We start from the raw sequence: 17,108 nt of genomic DNA, 5'->3' as shown, positions 1-17,108 counted from the left end.
CACAACTCAAGAGGGGCTGATCGGTTTCGACTTGGGACGTTAGTCCCAGGGGAAGCGGGTCGAGAAGGCAGCGTCATCTCGTAAACGATCGCTGCAAAACCATAGTTGCCAACACCAATCGCAACGACTTCGCTCTCGCTGCCTGAGCAGTGATCGAAGGGTCTGACCGGGCACCCGTCCTCGTCCCGGACCCAGGCCTCATCTAGAGGACTTGCTGGCCACTCTCTGTCAGGAGGGGTGGCCGGGACTTCATCCTGACTGGGCCTGTCGGCGACGTGTCTGTGCGAGCGCCGGGGCCGAGAAAAGCGACAACACAGACTGCACCCGGAGAAGACCTGGTTCGACGCTCGAGGACGCGGGTTCGATTCCCGCCAGCTCCACACAGGGGTCTTCGCAGAATAAGCGAGGACTCTTCGCAGAATTGCCGGTCTCGGTGGGTCGCACCACCGGGAGCCAGCCCTCTTGATCGAGAGCCGCCCCGACACCTGTCGGGGCGGCTTTCGTGCGCCTCAGGGGGCTGCGCCAGCTGCTCGATCTCTCGGGACTTCGGCGGTTCCAGCGGGAGGCTTCGTGGGCCGCGGATAGCCTCCACCTGTGAAAGCGACTGACTTGGCAAAGGTGCGCGCGACTCTGTGGGCCGCGGCCGACGAACTTCGGGCCAACTCCAAGCTCACCCCGGTCCAGTACCGGGACCCCGTCCTCGGGCTGGTGTTTCTCGCGTACGCCGAGAATCGCTTCGAGGCGGTGCGTGCCGAGGTCGAAGCGAAGTCGAGCGCCCGCAATCCGGCGACGATCGGGGACTACAAGGCGAAGTCCGTTCTGTATGTCCCTGACGAATCGCGGCTGTCGACCCTCGTTGAGTTGCCTGAGGGCGAGGACATCGGCAAGGCCACCGACGAGGCCATCAAGGCCATCGAGGAAGCCAATCCCGAGCTCAAGGACATCCTGCCGCGCGGATACCAGAAGCTGGACCGCTCGACCCTGACCGAGCTGCTGCGGCTCTTCGCACCCCTGCCTACCCGGCTCGAAGGCGACGCCTTCGGCTTCATCTACGAGGACTTCCTCTCTAACTTCGCCGCGCAGGAGGGTAAGGGCGGCGGTGAGTACTTCACGCCCTACTCGATCGTTCGTCTCATCGTCGAGATCCTGGAACCCTTCCAAGGCCGCGTCTTCGATCCTGCCTGCGGGTCGGGTGGCATGTTCGTTCAGTGCGCGAAGTTCGTCGAGCGGCACAACGAGTCGGCCAGCCGCAAGCTCTCGGTTTTCGGCGCGGAGAAGACCGAGGACACCGTGCCGTTGGCGAAGATGAACCTGGCGCTCCACGGGCTCTCTGGCGACATCCGCCAGGCGAACAGCTACTACGAGGACCCGCACGGTGCGGTCGGTGCCTTCGACTACGTGATGGCGAACCCGCCGTTCAACGTCAGCAAGATCAAGAAGGACCAACTGGCTGGCGACAAGCGGTTCCCGTTCGGCATGCCGAAGGCTGACAACGGCAACTTCGTCTGGATCCAGCAGTTCTACGCCGCGCTCTCGCCGAAGGGTCGTGCTGGCTTCGTGATGGCGAACTCCGCTGGCGACGCAGGTCACTCGGAGAAGGAGATCCGCAAGGAGCTGATCGAGTCCGGGACCGTCGATGTAATGGTCGCCATCGGCCCAAACTTCTTCTACACCGTCACCCTGCCCGTGACGCTCTGGTTCCTCGACAAGGCGAAGGTCGGTACACCGCGCCAAGACACCGTGCTGTTCCTCGACGCACGCAACATCTTCCGACAGATCGACCGCGCCCACCGCGACTTCCTGCCCGAGCAGATCGAGTTCCTGGCCAACATCGTGCGGCTCTACCGCGGCGAGGACATCGAGACGACTAGTGGAAGCGAGGTCCTGCTCAAGGAGTACTTCCCCGACGGAAAGTACGTCGACGTCGGCGGCCTCTGCAAGGTCGCCTCTAGGGTGGAGATCAAGGAGCAGGGCTGGAGCCTCAACCCGGGCCGCTATGCCGGCATCGCCGCGGTCGACGAGAGCGACGTTGACTTCATTGGCGACCTCGAGGCTCTGTACGAGGAGTTCATCATGCTCGGCGATCAGGCCGACGTGCTGCGCTCGAAGGTCGAGGCTGCTGTTCAAGGGATTCTCAACGTATGACGGGGGAAAGCACAGTCGGCGACTTGATCACGACGCTGATCGACTACCGCGGAAAGACACCCCCCAAGACAGCTTCAGGCGTTCCCTTGATCACGGCGAAGGTGATCAAGGGCGGCATCATTCTGGCCGAGCCGCGCGAGTACATCGCAGAAGACAACTACGACGCGTGGATGAGACGAGGTTTGCCAGCCAGCGGTGACATTCTCATCACCACGGAAGCGCCCCTCGGCGAGGTCGCACGCGTAGGGGTAGATGCTCGCATCGCATTGGCCCAGCGAGTGATCCTTCTCCGCCCTGACTCGGAAAAGGTCGATCCGAGCTTCATGTTTCACTACTTGCGATCGCCGCAAGCGCAGGCTGCCCTTGGACGCCGCTCGAGCGGGACTACCGTCAGCGGCATTCGGCAACCCGAACTCAGGGCTCTCGAGATACCGCTCATTGCACGGCCGGCCCAACAGGCGGTTGGGGAAATTCTCGACTGCATCGAGGACCTGATCGAGAACGATCGGCGTCGGGTGGAGGTGCTAGAAGAGACGGCACGGGCCATCTACCGCGAGTGGTTCGTGCAGTTCCGTTACCCAGGCCATAGCGACGTTCCCATGGCCGACTCGGCCCTCGGCGCGACGCCCGCGGGGTGGGAGATCGCCCCCGCCTCCACCGCTCTGACGATCAACCCCCGCGTCAAGTTCGATAGGTCGGTCGAACGCCCCTTCATTGCGATGGGTGATCTCGATGAACGAAGCATGGGGTGTCGTCCGAGCCAGGTTCGTTCAGGAAGTTCCGGTGCCAAGTTCGAGCGCGGCGACACTCTGTTTGCTCGGATCACGCCTTGCTTGCAGAACGGTAAGACGGGTCTTGTGCAGTCTCTACCCGACGGCGAAGTCGGCCTCGGGTCGACCGAGTTCATCGTGCTGCGAGGGCGGCTCGTCGGACCGGCGTTCACGTACTGCTTGGCGCGAGAGGATGACTTCAGGGGACATGCCATCGCGAGCATGAGTGGCGCCAGCGGTCGACAGCGGGTGCGCAACGAGTGCTTCGACAGCTATCTACTTGCGGTGCCGCCGGAGGGGCTCGGAGACAAGTTCGAGACCACGGTGGAGCCGCTGCTGTCCCAGGCCGCGGTTCTGCTGGACGAGACCGAGAGTCTCCGGAACCTACGTGACCTCCTGCTGCCACGGTTGGTGACGGGACAGATTGACGTGTCGACGCTTGACCTCAACGCGTTGATCGAAGCTGAGGTGGCGTGATGGTGCCGGCGGGGGCGGAGTATCTCTACGTGGAGAAGCCGAGCATGGAGTTGCTGGAGCACCTCGGTTGGACGCCGGTCGACGCGTTCCACGAGGTCCTCGGGTCGGAGGGAACGCTCGGTCGTGACTCGCAGCACGACGTCGTGTTGACTCATCGTTTGCGTTCCGCGATGCGCAAGTTGTGTCCGGAGGGCGTGCCAGACCTCGCCATCAACGAGGCCATTGACGCGCTGACCAAGGACCGCTCGGCCATGGATCGGGTCCGCGCCAATCGCGAGGTCCACGATCTGCTGCGTGACGGCTACCTGGCCGAGTGGACCGACGACCAAGGTGCGAAGCAGATCGAGACCCTGCGGTTTCTCGATTTGGCTAACCCGACGAGCAACGACTTGCTGGCCGTGCAGCAACTGTGGGTCAAGGGCACCCTCCACAGCAGACGCCTTGATGTTGCGCTGTTTGTCAACGGCGTCCCCTTGGTGCTGATGGAGTTCAAGGAGCCCAACGAGTCGGTCAAGTCCGCGTACGACAACAACCTGACCGACTACCGCGACACCATCCCGCAGCTGTTCATCCCGAACTGCTTCGTGCTGCTGTCCAACGGCAGCCACGCCAAGGTCGGGTCGACGTACTCGCCGTGGGAGTTCTTCAACGACTGGTTGGTCATCGACGCTCACGGCACCCGGGGAGCGGTCGCGTTGGAGACGGCCCTGCGCGGCACCTGTGACCCTGCCGTGCTGCTGGACCTGCTTGAGAACTTCGTCGCCTACATGGAGCGCCCCGGTGGCCTCATCAAGGTCCTGGCGCGCTCGCACCAGTACCTCGGCGTCAACGCAGCGATCGAGAACCTCCATCGGGCCCGCGCGGAGCAGGACAAGCGTCTCGGTGTCTTCTGGCACACCCAGGGCTCGGGCAAATCGCTGTCCATGTTGTGGTTCACCCAGAAGGTGCTGCGTCAGGTGCCTGGCAAGTGGACTTTCGTCATGGTCACCGACCGCAGCGAGCTCGACACCCAGCTCCACGGCGAGTTCGCCGACGCCGGAGCAATCTCGCCAGAGGCGCGGGTGCACGCGGAGTCCGGGACCCACCTGCGCGAGCTGCTGACTGCCGATCACCGGTACGTGTTCACCCTGATCCACAAGTTCCAGCCCTCCAAGGCGCTGGGGGAGCGCCAGATGCCGGTGCTCTCAGAGCGTTCCGATGTCATCGTCATCACCGACGAGGCGCACCGCAGCCAGTACGACACCCTCGCCCTCAACATGCGCCTCGCGCTTCCCAACGCGTCGATGATGGGTTTCACCGGCACGCCGTTGATCAAGGGCGAGGAAGAGGCGACGCGCGAGCAGTTCGGCACCTACGTCAGCGTCTACAACTTCCGCGACGCGATCGAGGATGGCGCGACTGTCCCGCTCTACTACGAGAACCGCATCCCCGAGCTCCAGCTGGACAACGAGAACTTCTCCGACGACCTCAACGCTCTCCTTGAGGAAGCCGAGCTCGACGAGGACGCCGAGGGCCAGTTGGCACGCACCTTCGGTACGCAGTACACGCTCCTGACCCGACCCAAGCGTCTGAAGAGGATTGCCAAGGATCTCGTCGCCCACTTCGTAGGTCGTGGCTTCAGCGGCAAGGCGATGTTCGTCGGCCTCGACAAGGCTGCCGCGGTGCGGATGTACAACCTGGTCCAGGACGCCTGGGCCCAGCACCTGACCGAGTTGAAGGCTGAGCACGACGCGCTGCCCGAGCTGGAGCGTCCTTGGTTGGCCTCGCGGATCGAACTGATGGAAACCACCGACATGGCGGTTGTCGTCTCGCAGAGTCAGAACGAGCTCAAGATGCTCGACGACCTCGGACTCGACATCAGGCCTCACCGCGAGCGGATGATCCGCGAGGACCTCGCCGAGAAGTTCAAGGACGCCGAGGATCCGCTGCGGTTGGTGTTCGTCTGCGCGATGTGGATGACCGGCTTCGACGCGCCTAGCGTCTCCACGGTCTACTTGGACCGGCCGATGCGGAACCACACGCTGATGCAGACCATCGCCCGGGCTAACCGTGTCTTCCCGGAGAAGGACAACGGGCTGATCGTCGACTACGTCGGCGTCTTCCGAAACCTTGAGAAGGCGCTCGCGATCTACGGAGCGGCCGAGGCCGGCGAGTCGCCCATCGAGATCATCGACGCGCTCGCCGGTGAGCTCGACGCAGCCGTGGCCGAGGTGTTCGACTTCTGCTCCGGCGTCGGGGTAAACCTGGCGGCCATGCGCGACGCCGAAGGGTTCGACCATGTCGCCAAGCGTGACGCGACTGTCGAGGCGCTGCTCGTGGACGAGGAGACCCGCACCGACTTCCAGCAGAAGGCACGCCAGGTTCGCAAGCTCTTCAAGGCCCTCCTGCCTGATCCGACAGCCGCCGCGCAGCAGCGCAACGTCGCCGCGATCCGAGTGATCGCCGAACGCATCGCGGAGGTCACTCGACCGCCGGAGGCAGACATCGACGCCGTCACGGACGCGGTCGACGCCTTGCTCGACCGGTCGGTGGGCGCGGAGGAGTACGTCATCCGGGCAGCCGCTGAGGGGACCAAGCCGGACCCCCTGATCGATCTGTCCCAGATCAACTTCGACGGCCTAGCAGCTAGGTTCGCCGGCCGCGAACGAGCCGAGACCGACCGGTTGGCGCAGCTGCTCCGCCAGCAGGCCATCAGCGCTGCCGTCCGAAACCCGACCCGCTACGAGTTGGTCGAGCGAATCGAGCAGCTCATCGAGGACTACAACGCTGGCAGCGTGAACATCGACGAGTACCTGCGACGCCTCATCGAGCTCTCCCAGACCTTGACGCAGGAAGAGGAACGCTCTGCGCGCGAAGGTCTGACGGAAGAAGAACTCGCGATCTTCGACCTGCTGACCCAGCCCGACCCGGTGCTGACCGACGACGAACGCGAGACCGTGAAGACCAGCGCCAAGAAGCTTCTCGAACACCTGCACGACAAGATCGTCCAGGACTGGCGCCGCAAGGTCGACATCAAGAGCGACGTCGACAGCACGATCCGTCGGGTCCTGGACCAGGGGTTGCCGGAGACGCCCTACACCCTCGACATCTTCACGTCGAAGGTGCAGCTCGTCATGGACCACGTGCTTAGCGCCTACGGCGACAACGGCGAAAGCGCCTACGACGGACGAGTCGACGTCCAGTTCCCGCAGGATCCACAGGTTGACCTCTCTGGACCCATCGACGTGAACCGGATCGCTGACGACGTTGTGGCACGCATCCACTCCGATCCCGCGTTCGCCCGCCACGTTGCCCAGCAGCTCGTGTCGAGCGGCGACGAATGAGTCCAAGACCGGGAATTCCCTTCAGCTGTTGAGTTGTCAAAGATCAAGCTCAGTGCCCGTGCACTGAGGAAGCGGCCTTGAGTCAGGCGGCCTCGTCGCTGACCGTGCTGCTGTCCGTCCGTGCCGCCAGCAGGTGGCGGGCGTCGATCTCCTTGGCCTGTTCCTTGGTGAGGTCGGTGAAGCCCCAGTCGTGCGGGTCGGGTTGCAGGAGGGGGTGTTCGGCCGGGCCGAGTCCGGTGTCCTCGTGCCAGCTGCGCAGCTGCTCCTCGTTGAAGACGGACGCCTTTAGGCCGTTGATGAGGTTGGCCATGGCGAGCCCGGGCAGCCGGTTCTGGCCGCGGCGCATGCGCTGCCTGCTGGGGTTCTTCAGGATCCCGAACGCGCCCTCCACGCTGGAGCGGAGGTTGAAGGCGCGCCGCCAGCGGCGGGTGCCGACGTACTCGCGCTGCATGAGCTTGCGCTGGTGGTGCGGGTTCTTCGGGTCGGGGGTGAAGTCCATGGTCTTGTTGGTGCAGCAGGGGCGCGTCTGCCAGTCCTCGGGCGGGGTGACGATCGGCAGCCCGGCCTCGCGGGCGACGGTGACGTTGTCCGTGCCGCGCGCCCAGCAGCCACCCCGGCCGGCCATGGCGGGGCAGATCCACTTCGAGGAAGGGTTGCGTCCGAGCCCGGACTCCTTGCGGTCGAAGGCCCAGTTGGCCTTGAACTCCTCGACCGCGTCGTAGTGCTCCTCGTCCTCGTCCCGGGCGAACGTCGCGGGGAGGGGCCGCTGATCCATGGGGGCGGCGGGGCAGTGCATCCAGCCGTACTGCATGAGAGCGCCGTTGATGTCGACGCACCCGTCGCCGTCCTCGCGCATGGCGAGGATCTGCTCGATGCCCCGCTGTGCCAACGGCACCGCCCAACGGTCCGCCTTGAGGTTGGTGTAGAGCAGGTCACCGGCGAGCCGGGTGATCTTGGAGCGGAGCTGGATGCGGTCCAGCAGCCGCAGCGAGGCGTCGACGACGTCCTCGTTGGCGGGCACGACGACCAGGCCCTCGACGAGCAGCGGCTCCGGCCGACCGGTGGAGTTCGGGTCAGCGGTCCGCACGACGGTGTGCTGGTGGAAGCCGTATCCGACCTCCTTCTGTCCGCCCTTGCCGGTCTTGTAGCCCCATGCGGCGTCCAGACAGTGGCGCAGCCGCGTCGTCGTGGCGCCCTCGGGCGCCGGTGCCGTGTCGTCGTCGGCGACGATGCTGGTGACCTGCAGAGCGGTCTCGACGTCCTCGCTTACGGCGTGCGTGGTGCCGTTGGCGAGGCGCTTCTGGGCGTTGCGCTGCTCCTTCTTGGGCCCGATGTTCCACGACCACTGGCCGGTGCCGTCGATGGCCACGGTGCTGCACGGGCGGGCGATGACGGAGACGGTGATGAGGCGGTCCACGGCGTCCTCGACCAGGCTGCGCCTCTGGACCCGCTCCGCGGGTGTCAGGTTCGGTGCGGACCCGTGCCCGTAGTCGAGGCGGTCGCGCAGCTTGTTGACGACGTTGACGAGGTCGTCGTAGCCCAGGCGCTCGTAGCCCTCGTCGGTCCAGATCTCCTTGCGCGGCTTGCCGTTCTGGGTCAACCGCGCCGCCTCGGGGTCGTGCACGGGCCGCGTAGTCGCCTTGGTGGTGGTGAGGGGGCGCAGGACGCCGAGCTCCCACTGCATCTCTCGGGGCAGTGCCTGGGTGAGCACGTCGTAGACACCCTTCACGGTGGTCTCGTGGCCCAACCGGGTGCACAGGATCACGCCGATCACCCACAGCCGGGTGTTCTCGCGGATCCGGCCTTTGCGGCCGCGCTGTCCCGCTGGCGCAGGTGGGGCGAGAACGTCCATGACGTTGCTCTCGTCGATGATCCAGACGGTGCGCTCGACCATCTGGCGGGTGAGGCGCTTCGCGCTCATCGCTGCTCTCCCCGCAGCCCGGTGCTCGGTGCCTCGGTGAGGCCCTTGTGCTCCAGCCAGGGCCCCAGGTGGGGCTGCAGCTCGGCCAGGGTCCGGGCGGACTTCAGCCCGGCTGCCTGGAGGATGACCGCGAGGGGGATGGAGTCGGTCATCAGGTCCGCGAGCCAGGTTGCGCGCAGGCGGGCGGGCTCGATGTGGGGGACGTTGTGCAGCGCTGCGCGCTCGGTGGCCCGGGCGGCGGTGTTGCGGCGGTCCTGCTTGCGCCCGATGAGAAGCTGACCGGCCGGCATGCCCTCGATGGCGTCGCGCAGCAGGGACTCGAATGCGCGCCGCAGGACCACGACGCGGGGCCGGGGTCCCTGCACGTGGATGCGGATGCCCGCCTTGCCGAGGTCCTCGACGTGGTCGGCGAGCAGGTCGCGCATGTCGACGCTGTCGAGACCCGCGCCGCCGCTGAGTGCGACGACGATGGCCAGGTCGCGCTGCCGGGCGACGGTGGGCTGGACCCGCGCCGCCCGCGCGATGACGGCGAGCTCGGCGGGGGAGTAGCAGGGCTTGATCGAGCTGTGCCCGATCGGGGTGAGCTTCGGCGGGACGCCCGGCCCGGGGTTGGCGGTCCGAGCCAAGGCCAGCAGCCGACGTCGGCGCTCGGCCCGGTTGTGCTCGCTGTCCTCCGCCATCTCGACGCGGATGTACTCGTCGATGAAGGCGGTGGTGAGGACCGCGGTGACTTCGAGCGGCAGCCCGCGCTTGAGGGCGAAGCAGGCCAGCTGAGTGATGTGGTTGCAGTGCTTGCGCACGCTCTCCTTGCCGCGCAGGCTCGACGCGGTGATGGCGTCAACCAGGAACGGGCGGACCTTCTCCATCGTGGTGTCGCTGACACGGGCCGGCACGTAGGCCTCGATGACAGCGGCGACCTCGGCGGGCAGTTCCTCCTTCTTCGGCCGGGACTCGACCTCTTCCCGCAGCCGGCCGACTGCGGCCTTGCTCGGGCGCTTCTTGCGCTTGGACTCCTTGGCCATCAGGCCGTTCCTCTCATCCAGTCACCCGTCGTTGGCGGGCGATCTGGACGTGCACCGTGCCGCCGGGCCGCTGGCGTGCAATCGCTGACGCCAGCGCACCGAAATCGGTCTGGCAGCGCGACTCCGCAGCGTCAGGCGGTGCCGCGAAGGAGGTCGTGGTGCGACGGGGCAGGGAGGTCGGGCAGGTCGCGTACGCGGGTGAGTCCGAGGTCGAGGTCGCGGCGCGATAGCCCGTTGTTACGGATGACGATGGCGAGGGGCTGGTCGGTGTTCAGGGTCTCGTGGGTGACGCAGGCCTTGAGCAGGCGCTGGGTCATGTTCCACCCGTGCCGGTCCGCGAACCGGCGAGCCGGAGCCCAGTCGTGTGCGCTCGCGCCAGGCCCGGCACCCTGACCGCGCCGAGCCTCCCGGGCTGCGGAGACGGCCGCGATGAACGCGACGCCCTCCGCGTCGTCAGCCATCGCGTGCGCGTGACCGAGGATGCGGTGCATGGTGTCGACCTCGGTGTGCGCGACCAAGTTGTCCGTCCGCTCCTCGGGTGTCCGCTTCTCCGCGCGCCAGGGCAGGCCGCGGTGGACGGCCTGCAGGCGCCGGGTGATGCCGCGTTTGTTCTCCTTCGTCTTCTCGCCCACCTGCAAGGACGTGTCGAACGAGAGCAGGGTGGCGTCGCTGAGCGCCTCGTCCAGAGTCACGGGTCGTCCGCGCTCGACCAGGTGCGCGACCACCGCGCCGAGCAACTGAATGTCCTTCTCCACGCGCAGCCGCGTCAGAGCGCCGGCGCGGAGCACCAGCTTCACTGCGTCGTCGGCGATGAGGGCCCAGGTTTCCTCTTTCACGCCGGTGGGTCGGTAGGCCGTGAGGAAGTTGCACAGCGCCTCAGGCGCGTCGATGGACTCGGAGGTGTTGGTGGCGTCGTGATCTGTCATGGCGCCGACCGTCCGCCGTCGCTGCTGCTCCGCAACCACCGCCCTTCACGGTCACGAGGCGGCTATCCGTCCGTACACGTTGGCGATGTGTACACGCGGATAGCGCACTGAATCGACTAGTTCCTTGGCACGCGCGGCGCAGTGGCCGCGCGATCCGCAGAACAGTGGGGCGGGCCGAGTCGGCCCGCCCCACTGCTTGACGTCCGGTCGTCAGGCCGCGAGCGGTGCGCCCGAGTCTCCGCCGTTGTGCAGCGCGATGGCGTGGCACAGGCTGCAGGTCGCAGCAGTGACCATCGGGTGGTGTTCGGCCGCCAGCTCCTCGTCGATCCAGTCGCCGACGTGGTCCTCGTACGCGTTGGGGAACTCGTCGGCTAGGACCTGCTCCACCTCCAACTGCAGGAGGTAGAGCTCGATGTGCTCGTCGAGTCCGTGCGACCGGTACTCGGCAACGAGGTGTGCCACCCGCTTGCGGGTGTACAGCAGGTTCTCCAGGCGTCGGCGCCTCTTGACCTCGGGGAGGTCAGTGACGCGTCGACCCGCACGGCTCAACTTGTTTGTGGACATCCGCCCTCCTGGGGCGTTGGTGCCCGGACCGGCACGTTTGCCGGACCGTGGCACGGAGCGCCGAAGCGCTCGACAAGCACCGTCTGCGCGTGAAGCCGCGCCCCAAGTAGGGACTTCGCTGAGCTCGACCGAGTCCCGCGGGGACGGTTCCTGCGTCGCTTTCCTGTCGCTGAAGCAGCGAGCGGTCCTGCTGCGGCCGTGCAGGGATTGCGCGGCCCTCGGGCCCGGCGGACGGTCACGCCTCGCCACGGCGGGCATCCCGCCCGCCGACCGAACAAAGGACCACAGCAATGGACCACCTCGAGATCTTCACCCCTCCCTGCTGGGACCCGCGCCCCACCCTCCTGGCCCTGCGAGACATGGGTATCTGGCTGGTCATCGCCCCCGACGGTCTCCGCTTCATCAGCTGCAAGCGCGCGGCCCTGTCTGTCGACTCCTCGCACGTGTTCGAGGCCAGCTTCCGCCCCGGGGACGAGCTCGGCCGTTTCGTCGGCTACTGGGCGCTGCCCGTCGAGATCGACAGCGACCTCATCGACATCGAGGTGGACTACTTCCACTCCGCATAGAGAGGGAGGTCACACCCTTGGCGGGACCCTGCAGTGCGCAGCTGGGACCCCCGACGTCGAGTCGCACCGTTCCGCATCAGTCTGAACGAAGATGACGGCCGAGGTACGTCACCGACGTCAGTGGCGTCGAGGCATTTGGGATCAGCACGCAGGTGATCGATGACAAATGGGCTCCGGCCGTGACTGGAAGGCGCCAAGATGAACCTGTAAGCGAGGTTAAGCCTGAGGTTCTGTGCGAAGGCGGGGTGTCTGTATGGCGTTGGGGTACGGGGGACACCACGAGTGGCGAGACATGTCCGAGTACCTTGTCCACCTCACCGACAGTCTGGCCTCACTCGCTTCAATCTTCCGCAGTGGCACAGTCGAAGCGCGAACGGCCTACGGAGCAGTCTGCAAGCACGAAGCGCTCAGAGAGAGCCAGCGGGTCGTGTGCCTGAGTGAGATCCCGTTGGACCATTTGAGCCGCCTGGCCGAAAAGCACGGAAGTTACGGTGTTGCTTTCCGGAAAACGACTCTCCGTGACCACGGGGCAACGCCGGTCTGGTATCTCGAGCGCGGGAATCCCGTTCAGCAGCACCTGTTCGAGATGGTCCGTGAGGCGGCCTACCGCAACCAGCCAGACCTGAAGGACGCGTTGTGGCAGGTCACCCCCTTCATCGACTATCCCGGCGTGTACCGAGACCGTGAGTTCAAGTGGGAATGGGAGCGTGAGTGGCCGGTGCTTGGCAACCTGCGCTTCGAGTCGGAAGCCGTTCCCTTCGTGTTCGCGCCCCAATCGGATCACGATGACGTGCGGCGGCGGTGGAGCCAGATGCTGAGCCCAAGCCCACTTCCCGTGCTCTTGGACGCGAAGTGGCCTCTTCCTCTCATCCAGGAAGTGGCCGAACGGGAGGAGCTGTAGCCGCTGCGAGTCAGTTGCGGTTGCTGTCGTCGCGAAGCTTCCGACCGACGTGGCCGATCACGACTCGTGTGTTCGTGGTGTCGAAGTACATGTAGATGCGCATGATGGCAGCGACGGCTCCGATCCCTCGGCGAACGTGGGGTCCCAGCGTGATGATCTCGCCGTCCAGGGTGCGCGTGTAGTCGGCTGCGTACTGAGTCGAGGCCTTCTGGCCGATGCCGTCGCGATAGCCGCTGCACCGCTGCTTGAAGGCTGTGTGAGGGCCAGCCGATAGCTCTCCGGCAGCCCAGTCCTGTGCGATCTCGTCGATGAGGCGCAGGTCGTCGGCGACGCGCTCTGGGTCCTCGTACTGGCTCTCCTCGGCCGAAGCGAAGGCCTCCGAGAGGTAGATGGTGTTCTTAGCGCGCGCCTCAGCTCGCCGCACTGCCTCGAGGACACTGGCTGGTGGTTCTTCCGGCACGTCGACGACGGCCGCTTTGGCCTCCGCGTTGATGGCGCGAGCGATTCCAACGGTCTGTCTCCGGGCGTCATCACGCTCTTTACGAAGCGTCTCGATCTCAATCTCGGCCTCGAGCGCAGCCATCTCTAGTTCGTCAGCGTGGGTCCTGACTTGTTCGTACTCCTCGACGAACTGGTCGAAGATCTCACCGTCAACGTTGCTGGCGGCCTCATTCAGCCGAGCACTCACCTGAGCTCGCTCCGCTTCGTGAGCGCGCAGTTGTTGGGCGCGCCGCTCAATCTTGAGGCTGCGCCTCAAAGCCGGCTGATCGAGACTCAGGCCAGCGAGACGGCCCAACGTGCCGAACAGCTCGGTCGCCAAGCCGTCTCGGCCGTAGTGCGTGAGTGATCCACCGACGTAGAGTCGATGAAAGTACGGATCATCTTCGACCGTGAAGCCGGGCCAGTAGATGCGAACCGCGCCGTTGAAGCAACTGAGTGTCTTGCCGATGCGATCCGTGATCGCGAATGCCGCATCGGAGTCGATTACCACCACATGTGCCAGCCCCAGTAAGCGATCAGCAATGTGCGCTGGGTCGAGGAACGGCTCGCCTGATGAGGCCAGAGACAGTGCGACCACGGGTAGTTGGCGCTCAGGGGTCAGAAGGAAGTCCAAGTACGCGGACACATTTCTGCGGCTCACCGGGCGCCACTCGCCAAGACCCCAGTTGTCGATGCGAATGTCCAAAGCGTCGGCAAGGGCTCGCACGATACCGGGACGGCCTGCTTGAACCTTTGGACTGGTTAGCCGACCTTCGATCGGTGAGTAGAGCTGGACACGCGTACGCAGCCAGGTGCAGCCTTCCTCGACTCCCAAGTCCACGTACGTGCGCCACCTCCAAGCGGCGTCGTACTGGTCGAGTTGGTCAAGGGTCAGGCTGATGAGACCGCGGTCTTGTCCAAGCAACGTCTCCCAACGCACGTCGACGTCGTTAGCTCGAGCTTCCCCTCCACTAAGAGGAGCCAGTTCGACATCGAACCTTTGCTCAACCCACGCGACCATCACCGAGGCAGCGGCATCCAGTGCGTCAGTTCCCGCAGAATCAGGTAAAGGGAGATGCGTCGCGTAGACCGTCTGCATGATCCTCGAGTCCGGGTTGGGATTGTGTCGTCCCTCGCGCGGAGCGAGGTGTGCGGGTGGCAGCCAAGGTATCGAGCATTACCGAGCAGGTCTGGACAACAAGCGAGAACACGAACCTCACGCTTTGCGACGCCCGGCGGGGTCACAATCGCTACGCCTGGACGGCATCAACATGCGGTGGTTGCACGTCGATGGCAACGGCGCACGGTGATGGCCATGACCAACTACGACGACAACATCCTGGCCGTCCTCGACTCCGTCGACGCCATCGACGAGCTGTACTCGGACCTGCTTTACGCCGCTCCGGTGTGGGTGCAGACGCCGGATGCACGCAGGTGGGAGGTCTGGGTCTACTCCGAGGACGAGACGCTCCAGATCCGCCACCTCGACGACCCCTGTGGCGCCGGTTGGCAGCACGAGCCGGAGTCGTTCGAGGACGCCTACCGCTACCTGAGAGGCGGGGTGGTCACTCCGTACGAGGATCACGGGTGACGGTGCGGTGCGGGTCGCCAGTCGCTTCGGGCCTGCGTGTACCGACACGCCGAAGCCAACGAGCCGGAATGACATGCCTTGTAGCTATCGGCGCGGTTGGAACGGAAAGAGGCTATTGGTTCTCGTCGTTGCCGCTCAGCGTGGTGGGACAAGCGCGTTGAGGCGTCGCGCACGTCGTTCGGAGTAGGCAACAAAGTCTGGGAATACGCCGGGGTGCTCGGCAGTCACCATGCGGCTCCACTGTTCGACGCCAAAGGCTGGGAGCCAGTCTTCGTCCTGCTTGGTTCGGATGATCGGCGTCGCCCAGGTCGTTACGTCGTTGGGGCTGTGCAGGACGGCGCCTTGTCGTGCTTGAGGGAACTTTTCGGTGACGTTCTGGACGTTGCGTTCGAGTTGGCCCTGCAGGTAAGGGAAGCCAGCGGCGATGTCCCGGTCTACTTGGTCGGTCGTTTCAACAAATGGTGCGAACGAGAGTTGGCCGATGAAGGTGAACCCGAACAGGTACGCCGTGTCGTCTTTGGTGAGTTGGCCGCACACCACGCGCGTATCGCCGTTCGGGCGCCGGCTGTTGAGCCAGGCGTTCGCGGCCGGGATGTCTCCGATGGGCTCTTCGGGGTGAAGGGGTGCACCGACGGCGGGTTGGCTCATGAGCGGAAAGCCGGTCCATTCGCCACGGGGGTCTCGATGCACGATCTGTGGCGCAATGTCAGCGAAGAACCGGAGGACGCCCAGCATCGTGCTCGTGACCTCCTGGCCTTGGAGTTCGGCGCTGTAGGTGGGTTCTAGCGCCTGTGTTCCAGGACGCAAGCTGGCGTGTGCTGCGGGAGGCACTGGCTCCCATTGGGCATACACCCGATAACCGAACGTCCCACCACCGATTAGGCTGTCCGTGCTGGGGGCCACGATGTGCATTACGTGCTGGTCAATGTTGCGGGCGTACTTGGCCGCGTTGATCAGGTCGACGCCCGGCGCCTTCGGTGGGTCGAAGAGCGCGGTGTATGACGCTCTGTCTGCAAGCTGGTTCGTGAGTAGATCGTTGAGTGTCTGCACTCGTCCGAGCCATGTGCGGACGTGTCCGCCTAGGTCGCCGCGTAGGGCCGTCTCTGCGTAGTACGCCGCTACGCCCTCCTGGATGTCTCGCATGGCCTCGACGAGTCGAGGCTTCTCAGTTTCGGTGATCTCGAGCCGCGGGCTGTTCATTGGTAAGCCTCCAGGACCTAGTTCGACGCTGCAGAGAGAATGTCATTGACCCGGACATGCGACGAGTACGAAGGTCTGCGGGTCGGGATTCGTAGACAGAGCGCTAGCGCCGACCCGGAGCCGCGCTGGAAGCCGGGTTACCGGCTATCGGCGGTCGGTAGTTGAAGGACAAGAGCAACCTCAACCTTTCTCGCCGGACCGGTATCGCGGTCCGCGAGGTCGTGATGAGGGTGGGTCACGGTGTGTTGACTGCCTGCTCCCTGAGGCAGCAACAACGCGGGCATCGATCGAAGTACATAGGATCCGTGCGGACAGAGTTCCAGTTGACGCTGACAACCGATGAGTGGGGGGCCGTATCAGGTGAGCAGCAGCCAGAGCACGAACGGTACGGGAGTTACGGCCATCAAGGTTGGCGCTGTAGTTGTAGGCGGAGTCGCGATCAACCTCCTGTCAGAGGAAGTTCCCGTGTCGTCTCCTGTGGTGCTCATCGTTGCCTTGGTCGGCTTGCTCTTGCTCGTGGCGGCGGAACGTTCGAGTTCGGTGCATCTTCCGGCGGACGCGGCGGACTTGACGCAAACAAAGTTTGCGTTGATGTCTCTGCTGATTGGAGCTGTTGTTGGCGCTGCCTGGATCCTTCCAATCTGGGAGGAGCGCGCGATGCGCGCCCCATTGGGTTGGGCTCCGTTCTTCAATTACGAACTCGGGGCAGCGTCAACCCTTGCCGCTCTTGCTTGTGTGTCGGCGGTGCGTCGCCGCGAGCCTCTCCTGTGGCTGGTCTTCCTTGCCTCAGCAGTAGCGGGCATGTCGCTTGCTGTGGCGTCGCTACGCGCCCACGCATTCGTCGTGACGTTCCTGGGGTGGTTGCTGTACTCCGTAGTCCTGACCTTCTTCGTGTCTGCCGCACCGGAGTTGGCGCGTTTGTTCGCCGACTTCCTAGGCGTCAAACGCCGGAGGCCTGACCGAGTCGAATGGCTTGAGGACGGTGCGGAGGATCCGGCCCAGCCGTCCGGAGTCGGCGAGCGCGGAACCTCGGAGCCGGAGACCTCTGTCAGCTCCTCCTAGTGGGGTGCTGATTTGGCAGGTCACGGGTGCAAGCGGTCGGCCACCTTCGCGGAAAGGCGCGTCTGACCTGCACCCTTCCAAATTCACGAAGACCCCACACACACATCGCCGGTCCCGGTGGCCCAGCCGCCGAGATCCAGCCCTCTTGAACATCAGCCGC

General features: G+C 65.1%; 13 protein-coding genes and 1 other RNA gene. 8 read left to right on the top strand and 6 right to left on the bottom strand.

The annotated features are described in order from the left end of the window. Positions 1–12 precede the first annotated feature (12 nt). The 4 genes from ssrA (at position 13) to ASG94_RS04320 (ending at position 6,715) form a co-directional block, all read left to right on the top strand. Positions 13–383: a transfer-messenger RNA gene (gene ssrA / locus ASG94_RS21235) on the top strand. A gap of 211 nt (positions 384–594) precedes the next feature. After that, positions 595–2,145 (top strand): type I restriction-modification system subunit M, encoded by a 1,551-nt coding sequence (locus ASG94_RS04330; RefSeq protein ID WP_056925146.1) that lies wholly within the window; start codon positions 595–597, stop codon positions 2,143–2,145. Between the two features lie 23 nt (positions 2,146–2,168). Then, positions 2,169–3,392 (top strand): restriction endonuclease subunit S, encoded by a 1,224-nt coding sequence (locus tag ASG94_RS04325; protein WP_200958014.1) that lies wholly within the window; start codon positions 2,169–2,171, stop codon positions 3,390–3,392. After that, a complete protein-coding gene (locus ASG94_RS04320; protein WP_056925144.1) occupies positions 3,392–6,715 on the top strand; it encodes a type I restriction endonuclease subunit R in 3,324 nt (1,107 codons plus the stop codon). Before ASG94_RS04325 ends, ASG94_RS04320 begins: the two co-directional genes overlap by 1 nt. A gap of 82 nt (positions 6,716–6,797) precedes the next feature. Here ASG94_RS04320 and ASG94_RS04315 read toward each other — a convergent pair whose 3' ends face one another. From ASG94_RS04315 to ASG94_RS04300, 4 genes are all read right to left on the bottom strand, one after another. Then, complete coding sequence (locus ASG94_RS04315; protein ID WP_056925143.1) at positions 6,798–8,636, bottom strand: hypothetical protein; 1,839 nt, start codon at positions 8,634–8,636, stop codon at positions 6,798–6,800. Next, positions 8,633–9,658, bottom strand: a complete 1,026-nt coding sequence (locus ASG94_RS04310) for a hypothetical protein (RefSeq protein ID WP_056925142.1) — start codon at positions 9,656–9,658, stop codon at positions 8,633–8,635. The genes ASG94_RS04315 and ASG94_RS04310 overlap by 4 nt, the downstream gene beginning before the upstream one ends. 131 nt (positions 9,659–9,789) lie before the next feature. Next, on the bottom strand, positions 9,790–10,623 hold the full coding sequence (locus ASG94_RS04305) for a hypothetical protein (RefSeq protein ID WP_156411411.1): 834 nt from the start codon (positions 10,621–10,623) through the stop codon (positions 9,790–9,792). 171 nt (positions 10,624–10,794) lie between these two features. After that, positions 10,795–11,148, bottom strand: coding sequence for a hypothetical protein (locus ASG94_RS04300; RefSeq protein ID WP_056925140.1), 354 nt, complete (start codon positions 11,146–11,148; stop codon positions 10,795–10,797). Positions 11,149–11,438: 290 nt separating this feature from the next. Between ASG94_RS04300 and ASG94_RS04295 the strand changes: the two genes are divergently transcribed. Both ASG94_RS04295 and ASG94_RS04290 read left to right on the top strand, forming a co-directional pair. Further along, complete coding sequence (locus tag ASG94_RS04295; protein ID WP_056925139.1) at positions 11,439–11,714, top strand: hypothetical protein; 276 nt, start codon at positions 11,439–11,441, stop codon at positions 11,712–11,714. 292 nt (positions 11,715–12,006) lie between these two features. Continuing rightward, entirely contained in the window at positions 12,007–12,615 is a 609-nt protein-coding gene (locus ASG94_RS04290; RefSeq protein WP_162260783.1) for an abortive infection system antitoxin AbiGi family protein, read from the top strand. A 10-nt stretch (positions 12,616–12,625) separates the two neighbouring features. Here the strand turns inward: ASG94_RS04290 and ASG94_RS04285 are convergent, their stop codons facing one another. Beyond that, a complete protein-coding gene (locus tag ASG94_RS04285; protein WP_156411410.1) occupies positions 12,626–14,194 on the bottom strand; it encodes a hypothetical protein in 1,569 nt (522 codons plus the stop codon). A 216-nt stretch (positions 14,195–14,410) separates the two neighbouring features. Between ASG94_RS04285 and ASG94_RS04280 the strand changes: the two genes are divergently transcribed. Further along, a complete protein-coding gene (locus ASG94_RS04280; RefSeq protein ID WP_156411409.1) occupies positions 14,411–14,686 on the top strand; it encodes a hypothetical protein in 276 nt (91 codons plus the stop codon). A gap of 135 nt (positions 14,687–14,821) precedes the next feature. Here ASG94_RS04280 and ASG94_RS04275 read toward each other — a convergent pair whose 3' ends face one another. After that, positions 14,822–15,886 (bottom strand): hypothetical protein, encoded by a 1,065-nt coding sequence (locus tag ASG94_RS04275; protein WP_056925135.1) that lies wholly within the window; start codon positions 15,884–15,886, stop codon positions 14,822–14,824. 465 nt (positions 15,887–16,351) lie between these two features. Between ASG94_RS04275 and ASG94_RS04270 the strand changes: the two genes are divergently transcribed. After that, a complete protein-coding gene (locus tag ASG94_RS04270) occupies positions 16,352–16,948 on the top strand; it encodes a hypothetical protein (RefSeq protein ID WP_162260782.1) in 597 nt (198 codons plus the stop codon). Positions 16,949–17,108 lie beyond the last annotated feature (160 nt).

It is taken from the genome of Nocardioides sp. Soil805, assembly GCF_001429625.1.
In the GTDB taxonomy this organism is placed as follows: Bacteria; Actinomycetota; Actinomycetes; order Propionibacteriales; family Nocardioidaceae; genus Nocardioides.
This window is presented reverse-complemented; position numbering and strand designations above follow the sequence as displayed.

Bases quoted from the DNA above. Each gene is read 5' to 3' on its own strand.
- ASG94_RS04320 (WP_056925144.1), top strand. From the start codon at position 3,392: ATGGTGCCGGCGGGGGCGGAGTATCTCTACGTGGAGAAGCCGAGCATG.
- ASG94_RS04315 (WP_056925143.1), bottom strand. From the start codon at position 8,636: ATGAGCGCGAAGCGCCTCACCCGCCAGATGGTCGAGCGCACCGTCTGG.
- ASG94_RS04310 (WP_056925142.1), bottom strand. From the start codon at position 9,658: ATGGCCAAGGAGTCCAAGCGCAAGAAGCGCCCGAGCAAGGCCGCAGTC.
- ASG94_RS04300 (WP_056925140.1), bottom strand. From the start codon at position 11,148: ATGTCCACAAACAAGTTGAGCCGTGCGGGTCGACGCGTCACTGACCTC.
- ASG94_RS04295 (WP_056925139.1), top strand. From the start codon at position 11,439: ATGGACCACCTCGAGATCTTCACCCCTCCCTGCTGGGACCCGCGCCCC.
- ASG94_RS04290 (WP_162260783.1), top strand. From the start codon at position 12,007: ATGTCCGAGTACCTTGTCCACCTCACCGACAGTCTGGCCTCACTCGCT.
- ASG94_RS04285 (WP_156411410.1), bottom strand. From the start codon at position 14,194: ATGCAGACGGTCTACGCGACGCATCTCCCTTTACCTGATTCTGCGGGA.
- ASG94_RS04280 (WP_156411409.1), top strand. From the start codon at position 14,411: ATGACCAACTACGACGACAACATCCTGGCCGTCCTCGACTCCGTCGAC.
- ASG94_RS04275 (WP_056925135.1), bottom strand. From the start codon at position 15,886: ATGAACAGCCCGCGGCTCGAGATCACCGAAACTGAGAAGCCTCGACTC.